At 68.2% G+C, this 17,665-nt stretch carries 18 protein-coding genes; 17 read left to right on the forward strand and 1 reads right to left on the reverse strand.

Annotated features, from left to right (window positions below; genetic code table 11):
• The first annotated feature begins 1 nt into the window (after nt 1).
• From BLU84_RS09245 to BLU84_RS09310, 14 genes are all read left to right on the forward strand, one after another.
• Entirely contained in the window at nt 2-493 is a 492-nt protein-coding gene (locus BLU84_RS09245; RefSeq protein ID WP_074865562.1) for an HK97-gp10 family putative phage morphogenesis protein, read from the forward strand.
• Complete coding sequence (gene gp17 / locus BLU84_RS09250) at nt 493-846, forward strand: tail completion protein gp17 (protein ID WP_074865564.1); 354 nt, start codon at nt 493-495, stop codon at nt 844-846. The genes BLU84_RS09245 and gp17 overlap by 1 nt, the downstream gene beginning before the upstream one ends.
• A 61-nt stretch (nt 847-907) precedes the next feature.
• Nucleotides 908-1,414 carry a phage tail tube protein gene (locus tag BLU84_RS09255; protein WP_074865567.1) on the forward strand — a complete coding sequence of 169 codons (507 nt, stop codon included), beginning with the start codon at nt 908-910 and terminating at the stop codon, nt 1,412-1,414.
• 77 nt (nt 1,415-1,491) lie between these two features.
• On the forward strand, nt 1,492-1,827 hold the full coding sequence (locus BLU84_RS09260; protein ID WP_074865570.1) for a hypothetical protein: 336 nt from the start codon (nt 1,492-1,494) through the stop codon (nt 1,825-1,827).
• 59 nt (nt 1,828-1,886) lie between these two features.
• Complete coding sequence (locus BLU84_RS09265; RefSeq protein ID WP_139174856.1) at nt 1,887-2,135, forward strand: phage tail assembly protein T; 249 nt, start codon at nt 1,887-1,889, stop codon at nt 2,133-2,135.
• Nucleotides 2,136-2,138: 3 nt separating this feature from the next.
• Entirely contained in the window at nt 2,139-4,580 is a 2,442-nt protein-coding gene (locus BLU84_RS09270) for a hypothetical protein (RefSeq protein WP_074865575.1), read from the forward strand.
• Nucleotides 4,580-5,161 (forward strand): DUF2460 domain-containing protein, encoded by a 582-nt coding sequence (locus tag BLU84_RS09275; RefSeq protein WP_074865579.1) that lies wholly within the window; start codon nt 4,580-4,582, stop codon nt 5,159-5,161. Before BLU84_RS09270 ends, BLU84_RS09275 begins: the two co-directional genes overlap by 1 nt.
• 68 nt (nt 5,162-5,229) lie before the next feature.
• Nucleotides 5,230-5,610: a hypothetical protein gene (locus tag BLU84_RS27480; protein ID WP_074865581.1), complete on the forward strand. Its 381-nt coding sequence runs from the start codon at nt 5,230-5,232 to the stop codon at nt 5,608-5,610.
• A gap of 54 nt (nt 5,611-5,664) precedes the next feature.
• Nucleotides 5,665-6,579: a DUF2163 domain-containing protein gene (locus BLU84_RS09285; protein WP_074865585.1), complete on the forward strand. Its 915-nt coding sequence runs from the start codon at nt 5,665-5,667 to the stop codon at nt 6,577-6,579.
• On the forward strand, nt 6,576-6,980 hold the full coding sequence (locus BLU84_RS09290; protein ID WP_074865588.1) for a C40 family peptidase: 405 nt from the start codon (nt 6,576-6,578) through the stop codon (nt 6,978-6,980). The genes BLU84_RS09285 and BLU84_RS09290 overlap by 4 nt, the downstream gene beginning before the upstream one ends.
• Nucleotides 6,977-10,096, forward strand: a complete 3,120-nt coding sequence (locus BLU84_RS09295; protein ID WP_074865591.1) for a phage tail protein — start codon at nt 6,977-6,979, stop codon at nt 10,094-10,096. Before BLU84_RS09290 ends, BLU84_RS09295 begins: the two co-directional genes overlap by 4 nt.
• Nucleotides 10,093-10,764: a DUF2793 domain-containing protein gene (locus BLU84_RS09300; RefSeq protein WP_074865594.1), complete on the forward strand. Its 672-nt coding sequence runs from the start codon at nt 10,093-10,095 to the stop codon at nt 10,762-10,764. Before BLU84_RS09295 ends, BLU84_RS09300 begins: the two co-directional genes overlap by 4 nt.
• Nucleotides 10,761-11,564, forward strand: a complete 804-nt coding sequence (locus BLU84_RS09305) for a hypothetical protein (RefSeq protein ID WP_074865597.1) — start codon at nt 10,761-10,763, stop codon at nt 11,562-11,564. Before BLU84_RS09300 ends, BLU84_RS09305 begins: the two co-directional genes overlap by 4 nt.
• Nucleotides 11,565-11,628: 64 nt before the next feature.
• Nucleotides 11,629-11,979 (forward strand): hypothetical protein, encoded by a 351-nt coding sequence (locus tag BLU84_RS09310; RefSeq protein WP_074865601.1) that lies wholly within the window; start codon nt 11,629-11,631, stop codon nt 11,977-11,979.
• Nucleotides 11,980-12,368: 389 nt separating this feature from the next.
• Here BLU84_RS09310 and BLU84_RS09315 read toward each other — a convergent pair whose 3' ends face one another.
• Nucleotides 12,369-12,683, reverse strand: a complete 315-nt coding sequence (locus tag BLU84_RS09315; RefSeq protein ID WP_139174858.1) for a hypothetical protein — start codon at nt 12,681-12,683, stop codon at nt 12,369-12,371.
• Nucleotides 12,684-13,001: 318 nt separating this feature from the next.
• Between BLU84_RS09315 and BLU84_RS09320 the strand changes: the two genes are divergently transcribed.
• The 3 genes from BLU84_RS09320 (at nt 13,002) to BLU84_RS09330 (ending at nt 17,507) form a co-directional block, all read left to right on the forward strand.
• Nucleotides 13,002-13,928, forward strand: coding sequence for a lysozyme inhibitor LprI family protein (locus BLU84_RS09320; RefSeq protein ID WP_074865607.1), 927 nt, complete (start codon nt 13,002-13,004; stop codon nt 13,926-13,928).
• 58 nt (nt 13,929-13,986) lie between these two features.
• Entirely contained in the window at nt 13,987-16,845 is a 2,859-nt protein-coding gene (locus BLU84_RS09325; RefSeq protein ID WP_074865612.1) for a peptidoglycan-binding protein, read from the forward strand.
• A 470-nt stretch (nt 16,846-17,315) separates the two neighbouring features.
• On the forward strand, nt 17,316-17,507 hold the full coding sequence (locus BLU84_RS09330) for a hypothetical protein (protein ID WP_074865615.1): 192 nt from the start codon (nt 17,316-17,318) through the stop codon (nt 17,505-17,507).
• The last annotated feature ends 158 nt before the right edge of the window (nt 17,508-17,665 follow it).

Here is a 17,665-nt window from a genome sequence, read left to right on the forward strand (position 1 = left end):
CATGAAGGTCGACACCAAGCTGACTGGGATGGATGGCGTTCTGAGGACGCTGCAGGCCTTGCCGGCCGAGATCGTCAGCAAGCGCGGCGGGCCGGTGAAGCTGGCCCTGGCCAAGGGCGCGCGCAAGCTGCGCGACCAAGCGCGCCAGAACCTGCGCCAGTCGATCGCCGAGGGCGGCGCGCGCACCACCGGCATGACCGAGAAATCCGTCATCGCCAGCCGCGGCAAGGCCATCAACGGCGGCAACGGCGAGCGCTACCTGGTCCGGGTGAAAAAGGGCACGTTCACCAACGCCGATGGGTTCCCGACGTCGACGCTGATGACGGCGAACCTGCTGGAGTACGGATCCTCGCACCAGCCGCCGACGCCGTGGCTGCGGCCGGCCGTGCAACAGGTTGGCGGCCAGGTGATCGAGGTCGTCACCGAGGACCTGCTGCGCCGCATCGACAAGACGGTGACGCAGCTCGCCGCCCAGAACCGGAGCGGCCGCTGATGTTCCCGCCCGTCTTCCAGGTGCTGCAAACGGGGGCGGTGATCGCCATCGTCGGCGAACGCATCGCCCGGCATGGCGATATCGCGCAGGACGAGCGCCGCCCGTACATCACGTGGTCGATCGTGATCGGCAACCCTCACGACAACCTGAGCGACGCGCCGCCGTCGGACTTCACCACCGTCGACATCAACTGCTGGCATACGACCGACGCCGGCGTCGAGGCGCTGGCGCTGGCGGTGCGCGACGCTCTCGACGCGCGGCTGATCTGCAACCGCGTCCGCGTGAACCAGCGCGAACCCGATACCCGGCTGTACCGCGTCGGCATCGAGGCCGACTTCATCACCCAGCGCTGACCCCAGCCAATCACCAACCGGGCCCCGAAAGGGGCCTTTTTTTCGCCTAGAGGAAACTGCAATGACCACCGGAACGCTCAGGACTCAGGGCTCGGAACTGTTCTTCGTCGACGCGCTGTCGTCCAGCGTCGCCGCGGTTCTGAAGCTCGCATGCCCCACCGGCATCACCGGCGTCAACGCCGGCGCGCGCGATCAGCTCGAAGACACCTGCCTCGACAACACCGTCGACAAGACCTACAAGGGCGGCCTCGGCAACCCGGGTCAGATCTCGGTGCCGTTCAACTTCATCCCCTCGAACGCCTCGCATCAGATCCTGTTCGACCTGAAGGAGTCGGGCGACGTGATCGAGTGGATGGTCGGCTTCAGCGACGGCTCGGCGGTGCCGACGCTCGACAGCGACGACAAGATGATCCCGCCGGCCGCTCCGCTGCGCACGACGATCGGCTTCGACGCGTTCGTCTCCGACGTCGCGATCGACGTGGCCACGAACGAGATCGTCCGCGGCACCCTGACGCTGCAGCGCAGCGGCGCGGTGCGGCCGCACTGGAACGGCCCGATCCCGACCTGATCGGGCGCTCAAACACAACCACCTGAGGCCGGCGTGGACCCACGTCCCCGCCGGCCTCGCTCATTTCTGGAGCCGCAATGTCTCTGCCCGAATCCTGTTTCGCTTCCACCGCCGCGCACGCGCGCGACATCACCCTGCCCGACGGCAGCGTGCACACGATGCACTTCAAGGAACTGCCGGCCATCGAGTTCCGGCTCTGGCGCCATCGCGAACAGTCCGAGGACGAGCAGACCCGATTCGATGCCCTTCCGATGCTTCTCGTCGCTGGCATCTGCAATCCCGACGGCAGCCCGGCGCTGCCACTCAAGATGGCCAAGCGGCTGAAGGGCGAGCCGATGAATGCCCTGCTGGTCGCGCTGCTTGAGGTCAACGGCGTCACCGCCGGCGCCCAGGCCGAGCAGGGAAACGACTAGCCGCCAGGGGCGAGGAGTGGTTCTGGTACACCCTCGCCCTCGCGCTCGGCGGCCGCACGGTGGCCGAGTGGCAAGCGTGCATGACGCAAGCTGAGTTCGAAGCCTGGCGTGCCTACTTCCGCCTGCACCCGTTCGACGACCTTCACCGTTTCCACCGCCCCGCGGCGCTGATCGCGCGCGCGGCCGGCGGCGGCGAGATCGAACCAAAGCTCGACTGGCTGGAACCGCCGCCGATCCCGCCCGGATTCTCCGACCCCGACGCGCGAACGCTGCGCGCGTTCGGGCTCACCCCACCGACGAGGCACTGACCAATGGCAACCGCAGGTAGCATCGTCGTCGATCTGCTGATGCGCACCGGGTCGTTTTTCACCGACTCGAAGCGCGCCGAGAAGCAGCTGCGCGACCTGGAGAAGGCCGCCTACAACTTCGGGCGCAACATCGGCTCGGGCGTCGCGCAGACGGTGGCCGGCTGGGGCGCGGCCTTCCTGTCGATCGACGCGGGCGTGCGCGCTGTCGGCGACGCGATCAAACAGGCAGATCGCCTCGACGAGCTGTCGGCAAAGCTGGACATATCGACCGAGAAGCTATCCGGCTGGGCCTACGCCGCGAAGCTGTCGGGTACCGACCTGGAGACGCTGGACAAGTCGCTGGGCAAGCTGTCTAAGACGATGTCGGCGGCGCTGGATCCCAAGAGCTCGGCGGCGAACCTGTTCAAGGCCCTGGGCGTGGACGTCGTCGACGCCGGCGGGAAGCTCCGCGACGTCGAGGCCGTGCTGCCGGACCTCGCCGACAAGTTCGCCGCGATCCAGAACCAGACCCTGAAGTCCGCCCTGGCGATGGAGGTCTTCGGCAAGAGCGGCACCGAACTGCTGGAGTTCCTGAGCCGCGGTAGCGCCGGCATCAACAAGCTGGTCGAGGACGCCGCGAAGCTGGGCATCATCATCTCGCCCGAGCAGGCCGCGGCCGCGGCGGCGTTCAACGACAAGGTCGACCAGCTCAAGGGGGCGCTGACCGGCTTCACGACCCGGCTCAGCGCCGAGCTGCTGCCGAACCTCGACGCGCTGCTGGACAAGACGCTGGCGTTCGTACGCGACGGCGACCGGACGGCCGAGATCGCGCACGACATCGGCAACGCCTTCGAGTTCGTCGCCGGCACGGCCAAGGTGTTCGGCACCGTGCTGGACGTGATCGGCAACAAGATCGAGGGCATCAGCGAGACGCTGTACGGGCTCAACGTCGCCGCGCGCGGGTTGTTCAGCTTCGACTGGAACAGGTTCTCCGGCGGCCTTGGCGCGGCGCGCGATGGCATCATGCGGCAGCTGGCCGGCCCGGCGCCGGCGGCGGCGCCCAAGGCGCCCAGCATCCCGATCAACTTCGCGACCCCCGGCGGCGCCGCGCCGGCGAACTTCTTCGCCCGGTCGGAGGCCGAGGTCAAGGCGCGCGCCGGCGCAGATGCGCTGGAGAAGCGCCTGCAGGCCGCGCTTGCCACGGGCGCCGGTGGCGGCAAGACCGGCAAGACCGACGCGGAGAAGCAGGCCGAGAAGGTCGAGAAGGCCATTCGCGAGATGACGCGCGCGCAGCGCGACTGGCAGACCGAACTCGACGGCACCGGGAATCCGATCCTCGACGCCTACAACAAGCGCCTTGACGAGATCACTAGTAAGGCCGAGAAGTTCGCGGCGGACGGCGTGCCGACGGCGAAGATCGACGAGTTCAAGAAGGCGATGACCGGCCTGGCCGAGAGCATCAAGACCAAAGAGCTCACCGAGTACAAGAATGAGTTCTCGGCCGCGACGGCTGCGATGGCAGCTCAGCTCGATGCCAGTCTTTCCCCTGCGCTGGCCGAGTACACAGAGCGCGAACGAGAGCTCAACAAGCTTTTGAAAGAACAGAAGATTGACGTCACCCTTTACACGGAAAGGTTGACTGTTCTGTGGGACAAGAGGAACGAAGCTTCGATCCAGTTCCGGCGCGATACGCTCTTCGAGATAGAGCTACTCGGCAAGACACGCGAGCAGCAAGAGCTGTTGAACGCTGCGCGCCACCTCGGCGCCGATGCTTCGACGGAGTATGGCAAGGCCGCGCTCGACGCGCTGGCCGCATACCAATCCCAGCGGGCCGTCGTCGACGACCAGATCTCTGCGATGGATGGCCTGCGCGATTCCGCGCGCGGCTTCCTGCACGACCTCAAGGCGGGCGAGAACGCTTGGGATGCGCTCGGAAATGCCGTGGACCGGTTCGCGGATAAGCTGTTCGACTTGGCGGCGGACAACCTGATCGAGCAGTTGTTCGGCCAGAACGGCAGCAGCTCGGGCGGTTCGTCGGGTGGTTCGCTGAGCAACCTACTCGGCGGGTTCTTCGGTGGCGGCAAGAGCGGCGGTGGTGGTGGAGGCGGATGGCTGTCGTCCCTGTTCGGCGGAGGCAAGTCTTCGGCGCCGTCGTCGGCGTTCGGCTCGCTGTTCGGCAACAACACGGGCTGGCTGTTCGGGGGCGCCTTCGCTGGCGGCGGCCAGACCATGCCGGACCGCGCCTACCTGGTCGGGGAACACGGCCCGGAGATGTTCGTGCCGCGCACGGCCGGCGCCGTGCTGCCGGCGGACATGACCCGCACAGCGTTGGGCGGCGGCGGGCGCGCGCCGGTGATCGTCAACAACAGCCAGCATTACAACGGTCTTCCGGGCCGGCAGACCATGCAGCAGTCGCAGACCGACCTTGCCTTGCAACTGCGCCGCCAAGCGGGGAGGAATCGCTGATGGCCTATATACCGACCAGGTTGTCGAAGTGCGTCGCGTACGGCTTCAGCGGCGGCCCGGAGTACCTGACCGAGATCATCACCCTCGACAACGGTCGCGAGCAGCGCAACCAGCGGTGGCTCTATCCGCGGCACAAGTACTCAGCCGAGTACCTCAACCTGAGCGTTGAGGCGCAGGAGGAGATTCTGGCCGCGTTCCACGCCGCGCGCGGCCGCCTGCACGCGTTCCGGTTCAAGGACTGGAACGACTACGCGGCGAAGGCTGAGCCGCTTGCGCCGGCGATCGGCACGTCCAACCCGGTGCAACTGGTCAAGACCTATGCGCTCGGCGCGCAGGCCACCACGCGCCCGATTCAGGCGCCGGTCTCGGCCGTGGTGCGGCGGGATGGCGTCGCGGTTTCTGGCTCGCTGGATCTGCAGACCGGACTGTTCACGCCCGCAGCGCCCTGGGTCGCCGGCGCCTATAACTGGGGCGGCGAGTTCGACGTCTGGGTCCGCTTCGACTCGGACTACAACGCTTTCGCCATCGGCGCTCCGAACGCGCGCACCGCCGACGTCACGCTGATCGAGGTTCGGCGCTGACCGGCTGGCTGGAACCGAAGCCGGGCCGGGTGCACAATCCGTGCTCCACACGGTCGAGAGGTTCGGATATGGATTTCAGGCGCGTCATCCTGGTAGGCCTAGCGCTCGCACTGCCGCTTAGCGCGGTGGCGAAACCGGTCTACTTGAAGTGCAAGACGGATTCCAGCGATCCGCCCTTCGACGTTACGGTCGATGAAGAAATCGGGCGCGTTGTGCATTCGGATCACCCTGTGTACGACAAGGCGGGGTTTACTAGCAGTGAGATCACATACCAGCGCGACATCAGGTTCGGCGGCTCGACGATGACGCAGAAGTACGTCATCGATAGGACGAATCTTTCCTATCGGAGTGTGTGGACCATGTGGTCGATACTTCAGAACGGGAAGCCGAAAGAGATAATCGCAACTGGCCAATGTGAGATCGCAACACCACCCGAGCGAAAAATCTGAGCAGCACCCAACGAAGCCCCGCCCAGTGCGGGGCTTCTGCTTTCTGGAGCCCCAATGAAGTCGATTCCTCTCGCGCTGCGCAATCACCTCGCGCAGGACACCACGTCGTGGACGTTCCTGATGAAGGTCGTGTGCAAGGATGGCACCGTCTTTGGGTTCACCACGCTGGACGCCGACGTGACGCACGACGACGGCGGCGGCGATCTCGTCTATCGCGCCGACCAGGGCTTCACGCCGCAGCGCCTGCAAGCCACGGCAGACCTCGGCGTCGACAACACCGACCTGCAGGGCTGGTACTCGGACACCGGCATCAGCGAGGCGCGCATCCGCGCCGGCCTGTTCGACTTCGCGCGCGTCTGGGTCTACCGCGTGAACTTCATGGACCTGAGCCAGGGACACGAGATCGTCGCCGCCGGCACGCTGGGCGAGTCCAAGTACAGCGATACCGGATGGGTGACGGAGTTCCGCAGCCTCAGCCAGCAGCTGAAGCAACCGCTCGCCCAGCTCTACTCGCTGACGTGCCGCGCGCGGTTCGGTTCCAAGCCCATCGGAACGCCGGGCGCGAGCATCACCGAGCGCAAGCCCTGCAACAAGGACATCGTCTGGTCGCCGGGCACCGTGACCGCGGTGGGCGCAGAGCCGGATCGGTTGTTCAGCGACAGCGGCCGCGGTGAACCGGACGGCTTCTACAAGCCCGGCGTCGTCGAGTGGCTGACCGGGCAGAACGCCGGCGCGCAGGTCGAGGTGGTCGCGTTCGCCGCCGATCAGTTCGAGCTGCTGCTGCCGACGCCGTACCCCATCGAGGCCGGCGACACCTACCGCGTGCGCCAGGACTGCGACAAGACCTTCGCCATGTGCAAGACGAGGCACAACAACACGTTGAACAACCGGAGCGAGCACCTGACGCCGGTCGCCGACGCCGCATCCGTCCAGACCCCGGGAGCCAACATCGACAGGAGCGGCACATGACCGGATTGCACGAGGCGGCGCGCGCCTATCTCCGATCCCCGTTCCTGCATCAAGGCCGCTCCGGTAGCGGCCTTGATTGCGTTGGGCTGCTGGTGCTGGCGCTGAAGGACTGTGGCCGCGCCGTCGACGACGTCACCAGCTACGGCCGCGACCCGCACCGCGGGCTGCTCGAGGCGCGCCTGGTCGACGAGTTCGGCCCGGCGATCGCGCTCGACGACCTGCAGCCCGGCGACGTCGTCGCGATCGACTTCGCCGGCGCGGTGCGCCACGTCGCCATCGTCGGCGACTACGTGCATGGCGGCGTCTCGCTGATCCACACGGACGAGTCGCTGGGCGAGGTGATCGAACATCGGATCGACGCGAAGTGGGCGCGTCGCATCAAAGGGGCTTGGCGTCCATGAGCGGCTCGACTGTAGGCGGCATTGCCGGCGGCATCATCGGCGCGTTCTTCGGCGCGCCCCAACTCGGCTTCATGATCGGCTCGATCATTGGCGGCTACGTCGATCCCGACAAGGTCTATGGGCCGCGACTCACCGATGCGCAGACGCAGACGAGCACGGTCGGCATACCCATCCCCTTTGGCTACGGCACGTTCGCGAACAAAGGGAACATCATCTGGTCTAGCGACCTGCGCGAGCGGAGGAAGAAAAGCGGCGGCAAGGGCGGCCCGCAGACGATCACCTATCAATATCTGCGCGACTACGCCATCGGCATTTGCGAGGGACCGATCAAGGCGATCAAGACGATCAAGCGCAACGGCAAAGTCGTCTACGAGGTCAGCGCCAACGCCGCGGGCGAGTACACCGGCGACCCCTCCACGCTGCTGAGCCAGTCGGCGAAGTTCCTGCGCAAGTGCACGATTTACAAGGGCGACGAGGCGCAGATGCCCGATCCGACGATCGAGTCCAGCGTCGGCGCCGGCAACGTGTCGCCGTTCCGCGGCCTGGCCTACATCGTCGTCAAGGACGACGACCTGACCGACTTCCGCGGCGCGGTCCCGCAGTACGAATTCACCGTGGTGATGGCCGGCGATCTGGACGACGAGGTCGTGCAGGTGATCGCGCCGGGCAGGCTCTCGGAGTTCGTGGATCGCGACTGGCCGCTGGGCGACGATGTCACCCAGTACACCTACACGCATTACAGTTACCTGCACTCTTCAGGCGTGGATTGCAACAGCCTGGAAGAGGCGCTCGACCTGTTCCGCTCGGACAGCCGAAACCCGATCTACCTCGGCTACTCGTTCACGTCGCCGGCCGGATTCTTCATCGGCCTGGGCCTGGACGTTAGCCCGACGGGGGTGAGCAACTTCAACTCGCAGCCCAGCGTGGTGAATTCCGAATCGCTGGTGCTCGTCTATAACGACTTCCAGGCCGACAACTTCAGTAACGGCGTTATCGGATTCTCGTGGTGTCCGACGACCAGCCTCACCAAGTCGGCGCAGAACCGACAGGGCATCTACGCGAAGCAGATGCTGAGTAGCCCGGGGCTGCCGTGGGTGCTTTCGGAGACCTGCACCTACGGCGTCTACGCGTTGTTCCCACTGTTCGTTCGCGTTCGAAGGAAGCGGATCGCGCCGCGAAGCCCGCCCGACAATGGCGTCCTGATCCCGGACGCGCCGGGGTACTACGTGCTGCCCGACGGGACGGTCGAGCCGGTGCGGACCTACACGGAAGAGGCCGGCACGTTCAAGGTCATCGCGACGCCATCTGTGACCGATGGTCAATACACCCGATTCGAGACGGGTCCCATCGTCGAGAGCACGGACCCGAACTACAACAATGCGGCCTTCTGGACGAACGCCTACGCAGCGGCGGTCGTAGCCGGCGCGGTGCCGGCGGGATGGACGTACAACGTCGATTACCCGGCCTTCGTGCCCAGCGCATTCGCGGGCGTGGCCGAGCCTGTCGAGACGATTGATCGGCACCGCGTGCCGCTCAGCGAGGTCGTATCGGACCTGTGCTTGCGGTGCGGGCTCGGCAGCGCGCAGATCGACGTCGCGCAGTTGACCGACCTGCTCGACGGCTACGTGGTGGCCACAGTCGGCGGCGCCGATGCGTTCATCACACCGCTGAGCCAGGCCTATTTCTTCGACCCGGCCGAATGGGATGCGAAGCTGCGTTTCGTCAAGCGGGGCGGCGGCGCGGTGTTCGCGCTTAATGCGGATGACCTGGTCGAGCGCGACGGGCCGACGATCGAGCAAGAGCGCATCCAGGAAGCGGAGCTGCTGCGCAAGGTGACGGTCTCCTACGTCGACCCTGCCGCCGGCTTCGCGCCGTCGACGCAGGCGGCCGAGCGCACCGTGGTGACGGTCGAGGCGAAGGGCGAATCGGGCGTCGAGATCCCGGTGGCTATGACCTCGGACGATGCGGCGCGGCTCGCGGAGAAGCGGATGAAGGTGGCGTGGGGCGAAACCGAGAAGTTCGAGCTAAGCCTGCCGTACCGCTTCTCGTACCTGACCCCGACCGACGTCGGTTTCCTGACCGACAAGAAGGGGAAGGTTCACCGCGTCCGTATCATGGAAGACCAGGAGGACTCCGGGATCAAGCTTGAGCAGCTGGCGAAGGACTCGCAGTCGGCCTACGGCTCCAACGCCGTCGGCGTGTCCCCGAAGCCGCCGGTTCTGACCGCGCCGGGCCTGATCGGCCCAACCACCTTCGAGCCGATCAACGGGCCGGTGATGCGGGACCAGGACGACGCGCTTGGCCTGTACCTGGCCGCGCGTGGCTCCCTTGCCGGATGGGCGGGCTGCTCGATCCTGATGAGCACCGACGGCGGCGCGACGAGCACAGTGGTGGCCGAGATCGTCGACCCCGCCGTGATCGGGCACACCATGACGTCGCTGGCCGCCACGGTCCCGAACTACCGTGCCGAGCAGACCCTGACCGTGTACCTGCCCGAAGCGCCGGCGTCGGTGGACTACCTGCAGCTCCTGCAGTTCCAGAACCGGGCGTTCCTCGGCGACGAGGTCATCCAGTACGAGACGGTGACGGCGCTGGGCGACAACCTCTACCGCCTCGGCGGGCTGCTGCGCGGCAAGTACGGCACCGCGCCGGCGGCACACGCCGCGGGCGCGCGGTTCGTGCTGTTCGACGAGTCGGTGGTCTTCGTGCAGGCGCAGACCTGGCTGCTCGGCCAGACCATCCTGTTCAAGGCGGTCTCGAACGGCACTTCCGCCGACGCCTACACCTGGCAGCCCTTCACCTTCTCGCCGGGGCGGTCGCAGACCGAGTGGGCGCCGCGCGGCGTGCGCGCGCAGATCAGCGGCAGTGACATCGCCGTGGACTGGGTTGGCCGGCGCCGGCTGGGCTCCACGCGGCGTTCTGTGCACTCCCAGCACTTCCGCGGTTACCGCGTCACGTACACGAACAGCGGCGGCGTCATCGCGACCCATGACGTTCTGACGCTGTCGGACAAGCTCGTCGGCGGCGTCGCGATGACACGCCCGATCACCATCACCGTAAGCGGCCTGAACGCCATCACCGGCGCCGGCCCTGCCAGCGAGGCTATCTCGATATGACCCTGCCCCTCACCTTCGTGCCCCAGGGCGCCGCTGAGATCGAAGACCCGATCAACCGCTCCCTGCAGATAATCGCCGCGCTGTGCCAGGCCGGCGCCGTGGCGCTGACCAACACGCCGCCGACCACGACGCTGACGGACGTCGGCAAGGTCTGGATCGTCGGCACGGTGCCAACCGGCTTGTGGGCCGGCCAGGCGAACACGATCGCGCTGTGCACCGCGGCGAACGTCTGGCAGCACCTGGTGCCGGGCGAGGGCTGGATGGTCCGCGACCTGGCCGCGCACACCTACCGCTACTTCGACGGCGCCGCCTGGCAGGTCTTCAGCAGCGGCAGCGGCTCGACGCGCGACGCCGTCAGCGCGCTCGGCACCAGCGGATCCGTCGCCGTCGACATCGCGCTCGGCGACTACTTCACGCTGGCGCTGACCGGCAACGTCACCGCCCTGACCTTCTCGAACCTGCCGGCCGTCGGCAAGGGGGCCTCGATCATGGTCAAGATCACGCAGGACTCGACGGCGCGCACGCTGGCGTGGCCTTCGTCGTTCAAGTGGGCGGCCGGTGTGGTGCCTGCCATCTCGACCGCCTCCGGCGCGGTGGACCTGCTGGCGATCTCGACCTTCGATCAGGGCACGACCTGGCAGGCCACCCTCGCGAAGGGGTTCGCATGAGCGGCCGAGTGGGGCACCGCGGCCTGCTGCTGGCCGCCGGCGGTCCAGGCCCGGCCGCCTACAACCCGGCGGGCTGGTACGACGCCGACGACCTCACGACGCTGTTCCAGGACACCGCGGGCACTGTGCCGGTTACCGCGGACGGCCAGAGCGTCGCGCGCTGGAACGACAAATCAGGGAACGGCCGACACTGGACGCAGGCGACCGCGGCGAACCGGCCGACCTACCGAACCTTGGGCGGCAAGTCCTGGTTGGAGTTCGACGGCGTGAACGACTGGATGGTCGGCGCCACCGGGATGCTGGCGTTGGCGAACGTCGCCGTTTTCGCCGGAATCCGCTGCATCGCGGGCGGGACCGATTTCGGGACGGTCATCGGCCACGGCCAGGCCGCGACCCACGTGTCCCCGTTCTATCGGTGGTCGTTGCAGACGCGAAACACCAGCGGGTTCACGATCTCGTTCCACAGCAACGGCACCCGGTTCGACAATAATCCGGCCGCGGCGGCGGCGGGGAACGATGTTGCGGTCACGATCGGCTACGCGAGCTTCTGGAATGCTGCGGCCAGCAACCAAGCGCGGAACTTCGTGCGGATCAATCGCGCGACGTACAGCACGGGCAGCACTGGCGCGGTGCCGATCACCTACCCGAACAGCAACCCGAGCTCGTTGGGGGCCCAGGTCGACGGTGGCGGCGACCGATTCAAGGGGCGGGTCTACTCGATCCTGGTGGCCGGCGCACCAGTCACGGCTCAAGACTGGATCGACAACTGGGAAAGCTGGATCGTCGGCAAGATGCCCTGAAGCGTTCAGCGCCGGCGCGCCGCCAGTCTCACTCTGGGCGACGGGCGCGCCTACGATGCCCGGCATGGACCCCGCGCTGCGTCAGCCCTACACCTTGCCGGACCGCTTCGAATGGGCGAACTCGGCGCACACCGATTTTCGCGAGGCCCACATCATCGTGTATCGGCGCGAGCGCTGGGTCGCGGCTGCACTGCCGCGCAAGCGCGGCGGCTGGGAGGCTTACACCGGCATGTATCGCCGGATGATCAAGGTAGCGTCCTGGCACAACTTCGAGCGCGAGGCCGAGGCCGTCCGCTGGATTGCGGGATGGGTGACCAAGTACGAGCGCCAGATCGTGCGCGAGATGCCGACCGGCGATCGCCACCCTGCGGTTGCACCGCGGTACGTGCTGGAGCGGATGAAGCACGGGCGCTAGGCGGGCAGGGCTGCCACCCTATCGCGTCGTAAGCTATTGATCGCGCTCGCGCGGATTGAGCGTTTCGGCGAGGCCCAAAAACGGCCTCGTTTCCTTCCCGATCATACGGTTAGGCGCGACCCGCGGACTGCCTGGGGGGCAGAGGGTCGTCGGTTCAAATCCGGCCGTCCCGACCATTCGATTGCGATCATCGGCCTGGATGGAGTGTGGTTTGCCTCCATCCCTCGCGCCGGCTTTCATCCCGTTACGAATACGCGTCTTGCCGGGACCTTAGTCCTCGGCCGCTCGCGGCCTGTGCGATTGGTCGCGTGCGACGCCTGCCTGCGCGTGAGGCGTCCGCACCCAGCCCCGACGTTCTGCCGTGAAGCGCGCCGTGCGGCCGCGCCGGCCTATTGCCCGCCCAGCTGATAGACGAGCTCGCCGCTGTGCTCTCGCTGCCGGACCTCGACCTCTACGCGATAGCCGGCTTCGTACCGCTGCGACGACCACAACTCCACGTTCGACCCGTCGTCCAGGCGGATGAGGCAGCGCGAGCCCGAGTTCGTGGAAAGGCGGCCGACCGGCTTTCGACAATCCACGACCCGGCCGCCCTGGGCCGTGGCGGGGCCCTGCGGCGTGTCGCGTTCCGACCGGGCCGCCACGGCCAGGACGATCATCGCCACCAGGGCGGTGACTGCGAGGCCTATCGTCGTGCTGGTCTTCATCCTTGAGGCCTTCATCAGCCGGGAAACGAACGCACGGCAGCGCGGCCGATAGCGTGTTCGCGAATTCTAAGGCGCTGCGGGACGGTCCGGCCGAACCCGGTCGTATCCGGGGCGAACCCAGCCGGCCGCAGGCGGTGCGCACGTGCTCCGGCCGTCCCCGCGCCCGGGTCGCCGAACCGCCCTTCCGACCGTCCGATCTCGATTGCAAATCGCCCGGCAACCCCGGATATTCCGCTCTGATCGCGTTTTTTGCTCCGGACCAGGACGTCCCGGTGAAATCCCATCGGCGTCCGGTCTTCTTCCAGGTGACCGCCGCTCATGAATTCCCGCCGTTCCTGCCGTCCCCAGCCGCTGTTGCTGGCCCTCGCCGCGACGGCGCTGTTCTCGCTGGCGGCTTGCGACAGCTCCAAGCCCGCGACCGCGGCGGCAGCCGCACCGACGGCTGGTAACGGCGCGCAGGTCGCCTGTCCCGCGCAGGATCTCAAGGGGTTCGTCGCCGCGTTCGCCGAAGATCCGGCGCTGCAAAAGGCCTTCACCGCCGAAGAGGTGGACACCGCCTTCGTCGACTACGCCGCCCAGCCCGAGCCGGCCGAATCGGTCGAGCGCCTGCCGCGCGCGCGCCTGAATTTCCCGGTCATGCCCAACCGCGCGCAGCAGGCCAAGGAAGGGCTGCACTATCGCGAGATTTCCGCAGGCCCCGAGCGCGCGGTGATCGCGCTGGAAGTGCCCGACACCGACGCGCAGCTGACCTACACCTTCCGCCGCGACCGTTGCTGGACCCTGGTCAAGATCGTCGATCCGGCCTTCGGCAAGGCCTTCCCGGGCGAGGCGCCCGCCGCGGCGCGCACGCCGGTCGACGCGCCGGCCAATGCGCCCGCGCCGCGCGCGGACGAGCCGGCGACGCCCAAGGGGCTCAGCGCCACCTTCGCCGCCTGCATGGACCGCGCCGGTTCGCAGCAGATTCCGCGCGCCGAATGCCTCAGCGCCGAGCGCGCCCGCCAGGACGCGCGCTTGAACCGGGTCTACAAGGAACTCATCGGCAGCCTGCAGGGCATGCGCCGCGAGCAGATCGTCGAAGCGCAGCGCGCCTGGCTGCAGCTGCAGCAGAAGGACGGCGCGTTCGAAACCTCGGTATTCGAGCCGCTCGGCACGATGGGCGATCTGCAATCGGTCGAGTCGGAGGCGCTCAGCATCAGCGAGCGCGCCGACCGGCTGGAGAAGTATCTGGAACTGAGCAAGCTCTGAGCCACCCACTTCCCGTCGGCACGCTTTCTGCCGCTCGTCCGAACTCAAGGATCGAATCATGACGAACATCGATACCCGCAACCTGGATACCGTCGCCGGCGCGGTGTACTTCACCGTGGGACGCGGCACCGAAGGCGGCTCGGCCTCGTACCGGCTGTCGGTCGCCGGCGTCGACCGCAGCGAATGGGGCCAGGCCAGCGCGGTGGCGTCCGACAGCGGCTACAGCATCGGCACGATCCAGGTCGATCTAGGCAAGCGCGGCACCTGGCCGCTGGGCGAGACCCGCGATCGCCCGCTGCGCGCCGGCGAAACCACTTACGTCGACGGCATCATCGCCCAGGCCTCGGATTACGCCCGCCGCAACGGCCTGGACTTCCCCAGCGATACGCGGCAACTGCGCGCCGACCTGCTGACCCACGGCGACGGCGGCCAGCGTCGCGACGGCAGCCGCCGCGACACCATCAGCTTCATCGAACCGGGCGTGCGCGACAGCATCAACGCCTGGGCCGGCTCCGAGGAAGGCAAGCGCTGGATCCACTCGCACATCGATTATCCGCAGGTCCGCAACGCGACCCAGACCGCGATGACGATCCTCGACCGCTCCGGCAGCAACATCTCCGAAGACCGCCGCTTCGAGACCATCAACATCCTGGCCAAGACCGCCAACCAGTATCCGGCCGGCTTGAACCGACTGGAGAACGTGCTCAAGAACGGCGGCGACTACGACCGTCTGCTGGAGGAAGCGCAGGCGATCCGCCGCTCGGTCAATTACTTCGACGCGCCCAAGGCGGCCTCGGTCGCGCAGACCTACGAAGACAACTACAACGATCCGAACCGGCAGCCGGCGATGGATCGCGCGCATGCGCGGGTCGCGCGTTCGGACTACGACCCGAACAACGAGCGCAACGACGCCGACGTCCGCCAGGCGCTGAGCGCGCTGCCGAGCGGCGCGCCGCGCCGCGCCGCGGCCGCCAACACCGTGCTGGAAATGGGCGAGAGCGGCCGCGAGGTGCGCAAGCTCGAATCCAACCTCGCCGGCCTGGGCTACAACGACGCGCAGGGCCGCGCGCTGGCCGTGGACGGCAACTTCAGCGCCGAGACCAAGCACGCGGTGGAGACCTACCAGCGCGATGCGCAGTTGCAGGGCGTGGACGGCAAGGCCGGGCCGCGCACCCTGGGCTCGATCGACCAGACCGTGCGTGGGCTGCAGCAGAACCTGGCGACCTTGGGCGCGACCGACGCGCGCGGGCGCGCGGTCGGCGTCGACGGCTATTACGGCGACGGCACCCGCGACGCGGTGCGCAGCTTCCAGCAGAACAACGGCATCACCCCGACCGGCGTCGCCGACGAGGCCACGCGCGGTGCGATCGAAGCCGCCGCGCGCCAGCGCACCCAGGGCGGCCAGACCGCGCCGGCGCCGACGCCGCAGCAACCTGCGCCGGCGACTCCGACGCAACCGACGCCGCAACAGCCGGCCGCGGCCAATCCGCAGCAGCCCGCACCGGCGACTCCGGCGCAGCCGGCGCCGCAACAACCGGCGGCCGCCAATCCGCAGCAGCCCGCGCCGGCAGCGGCGCAGCCGGCCGGCCCGCGTTCGTTCAACGAGGTCATGCGCGTCGTGCTGCCGCCGCAGAACGGCGTGAACCCGCACATGACCAGCGACTTCGGCCCGCGCGTGCTCAACGGCCGGCCCGACGATCATGGCGGCGTCGACTTCAACTACGTCGGCGGCCAGAACGGCATCAACCTCAATCATCCGACCGTGCGCTCGCCGGTCAGCGGCGTGGTGGTGTCCTCCGGCGGCGGCTACAACACCGTCGGCATCCGCGACGACCAGGGCAACGTGCACCAGATCCTGCACCTGGATTCGCGCTCGGTGCAGGTCACCAATCCGCCGACGCGGGTCGAGGCGGGCGATCCGATCGGCACCATGGGCGGGCGCACGCCGGACGGCCGCAACGGCGCGGCCCAGCACGTGCACTATCAACTGCGCGATCCGAACGGGCGGATCGTCGATCCGGAAGCCTATTGGAACAACCCGCAGCGCGCGCAGGGCCAGGCGCCGGCCGATCCGCTCGCCGACGGCCGCCTGCAACGCAACGAACGCGGCGAGCCGGTGCGCCAGCTGCAACAGAATCTGGAAACCCTCGGCGTGCAGTTCCAGGACGCGCAGGGGCGGCGGATCGCCGCGACCGGCTATTACGGCGGGCAGACCGAGAACGCAGTGCGCGAGTTCCAGCGCACGCACCAGATCGAACCGACCGGCGTGGCCGATGCGGCCACCCGCCAGGCGATCGAAACCGCTGCGCGCGAACGCACTCAAGCCCAGGGCCAGAATCCGGGCGAGCCGACCCGCGCCGTGCCGGCGCAGCCGCAGGGCCAGCCGCCGGCACCGAATGCTGCTGCGCCGAACGCGCCCAACGCGGCGACGCCGAGCGCGCCGGCACCGGTGGCGCCCAATCCCGCCGCGCCGCAACCGGCCGAAGCCGCGCGTCCGGCTCCGTCCGGCCCGGCCAATCCGCCGCTGCTGAGCGATCCGGCCAATCCGAACAACCGGCTCTACAACCAGATCCTGGGCAAGGTCCACGAGGCTGAGGCCGCGCGCGGCATCGCGCCGGGGCCGTACAGCCAGAACCTCGCCGCCGCGCTCACCGTCGAAGCGCTGCGCGAGCGCATCACCCAGCCCGACCGGGTCGAACTCAGCCGCGACGGCTCGCTCGCGCGCGTGGTCCAGGCCAGCGCGATCGGGCCCGAGCTCAACCGCAACACCGACGGCATCGCCACCCAGCAGGCAGTGCGTCAGCCGATGCAGGAAAGCAGCGAGCAGGCCGCGCAGGTCGCCAACAACGTGCGCACGCAGGACGCCAACGAGCAGCGCCAGCGGCAGGAGCGTTCGGAGAAGGCGGCGGCGTTGTAACGTCGCGCGCCGCGCGTTCGCGGCGGCTGCGTAGCGGACTACGGGAAACCCCGTGCGAGCGGGGTTTTTCGTTGTGCGGGCGTGCGAGGCTTAGCGCATGGCTCATGCCGCGATGCAGTTTGGGCGCGCGAGGAGCGACGCTGATTCGTATCGGCGCTGTCGGGTGCGAGTAGCGGCGACGGCTGATAGCGCGGCGTAGTTCGGATCTGCGAGGAGCGGCGTTGGCTCATAGCGCAGTGCCGTTCGGGCGCGCGAGGAGCAGCGTTGGCTCCTACGGCAGCGGAGGTGCGGACGCCCGCGTGGGGCCGCTTGCGCGCTCGTGTGCGCAGCCCAAGCCGCGCGAACGCGAGGATAGCCGCGCCGCGCGCGGCGCAATCGCAGGCTGTGCGAGCCGTTGCGGCGACACTGTTCGCCGGGCCGAGGGCCCGACCCGGACCGGCCGGGCGGGATGCCGGCACTGCGAGGACCCCATGACTCCGACGCCCCTGGAACGCACCGGCGAATTCGAACGCACCGACAACGGCTGGGTGCTCAAGTTCTGGATCCGCGAAGACGCCGGCCTGCGCCTGCGCCACGAAGTCTTCGACGACACCCCGGCACTGCTGCGCCGGATCTACGAGGTGTTCGGACGCGCGGGAGCGGGCGCCGGCGCGACCGGCTGAAGCGCGCCGCTGCAGCGCCGCGCGCCGCGCCCACAAACCGCGGTCGTAGCTTCGTTCGCAACTGTAGGAGCTGCGCAAGCTGCGACCGCGGGGTAGCCGGTCGCGTCGTAGGCGAGATGTCGCGGTCGCGGCTTGCGCCGCTCCTACAGGGAGCGGCC

The organism is Lysobacter enzymogenes, from assembly GCF_900106525.1.
Lineage (GTDB): Bacteria > Pseudomonadota > Gammaproteobacteria > Xanthomonadales > Xanthomonadaceae > Lysobacter > Lysobacter enzymogenes.

Coding starts and splice junctions, on each gene's coding strand:
- BLU84_RS09245 (WP_074865562.1), top strand. CDS start 2: ATGAAGGTCGACACCAAGCTGACTGGGATGGATGGCGTTCTGAGGACG.
- gp17 (WP_074865564.1), top strand. CDS start 493: ATGTTCCCGCCCGTCTTCCAGGTGCTGCAAACGGGGGCGGTGATCGCC.
- BLU84_RS09255 (WP_074865567.1), top strand. CDS start 908: ATGACCACCGGAACGCTCAGGACTCAGGGCTCGGAACTGTTCTTCGTC.
- BLU84_RS09260 (WP_074865570.1), top strand. CDS start 1,492: ATGTCTCTGCCCGAATCCTGTTTCGCTTCCACCGCCGCGCACGCGCGC.
- BLU84_RS09270 (WP_074865575.1), top strand. CDS start 2,139: ATGGCAACCGCAGGTAGCATCGTCGTCGATCTGCTGATGCGCACCGGG.
- BLU84_RS09275 (WP_074865579.1), top strand. CDS start 4,580: ATGGCCTATATACCGACCAGGTTGTCGAAGTGCGTCGCGTACGGCTTC.
- BLU84_RS27480 (WP_074865581.1), top strand. CDS start 5,230: ATGGATTTCAGGCGCGTCATCCTGGTAGGCCTAGCGCTCGCACTGCCG.
- BLU84_RS09285 (WP_074865585.1), top strand. CDS start 5,665: ATGAAGTCGATTCCTCTCGCGCTGCGCAATCACCTCGCGCAGGACACC.
- BLU84_RS09290 (WP_074865588.1), top strand. CDS start 6,576: ATGACCGGATTGCACGAGGCGGCGCGCGCCTATCTCCGATCCCCGTTC.
- BLU84_RS09295 (WP_074865591.1), top strand. CDS start 6,977: ATGAGCGGCTCGACTGTAGGCGGCATTGCCGGCGGCATCATCGGCGCG.
- BLU84_RS09300 (WP_074865594.1), top strand. CDS start 10,093: ATGACCCTGCCCCTCACCTTCGTGCCCCAGGGCGCCGCTGAGATCGAA.
- BLU84_RS09305 (WP_074865597.1), top strand. CDS start 10,761: ATGAGCGGCCGAGTGGGGCACCGCGGCCTGCTGCTGGCCGCCGGCGGT.
- BLU84_RS09310 (WP_074865601.1), top strand. CDS start 11,629: ATGGACCCCGCGCTGCGTCAGCCCTACACCTTGCCGGACCGCTTCGAA.
- BLU84_RS09315 (WP_139174858.1), bottom strand. CDS start 12,683: ATGAAGACCAGCACGACGATAGGCCTCGCAGTCACCGCCCTGGTGGCG.
- BLU84_RS09320 (WP_074865607.1), top strand. CDS start 13,002: ATGAATTCCCGCCGTTCCTGCCGTCCCCAGCCGCTGTTGCTGGCCCTC.
- BLU84_RS09325 (WP_074865612.1), top strand. CDS start 13,987: ATGACGAACATCGATACCCGCAACCTGGATACCGTCGCCGGCGCGGTG.
- BLU84_RS09330 (WP_074865615.1), top strand. CDS start 17,316: ATGACTCCGACGCCCCTGGAACGCACCGGCGAATTCGAACGCACCGAC.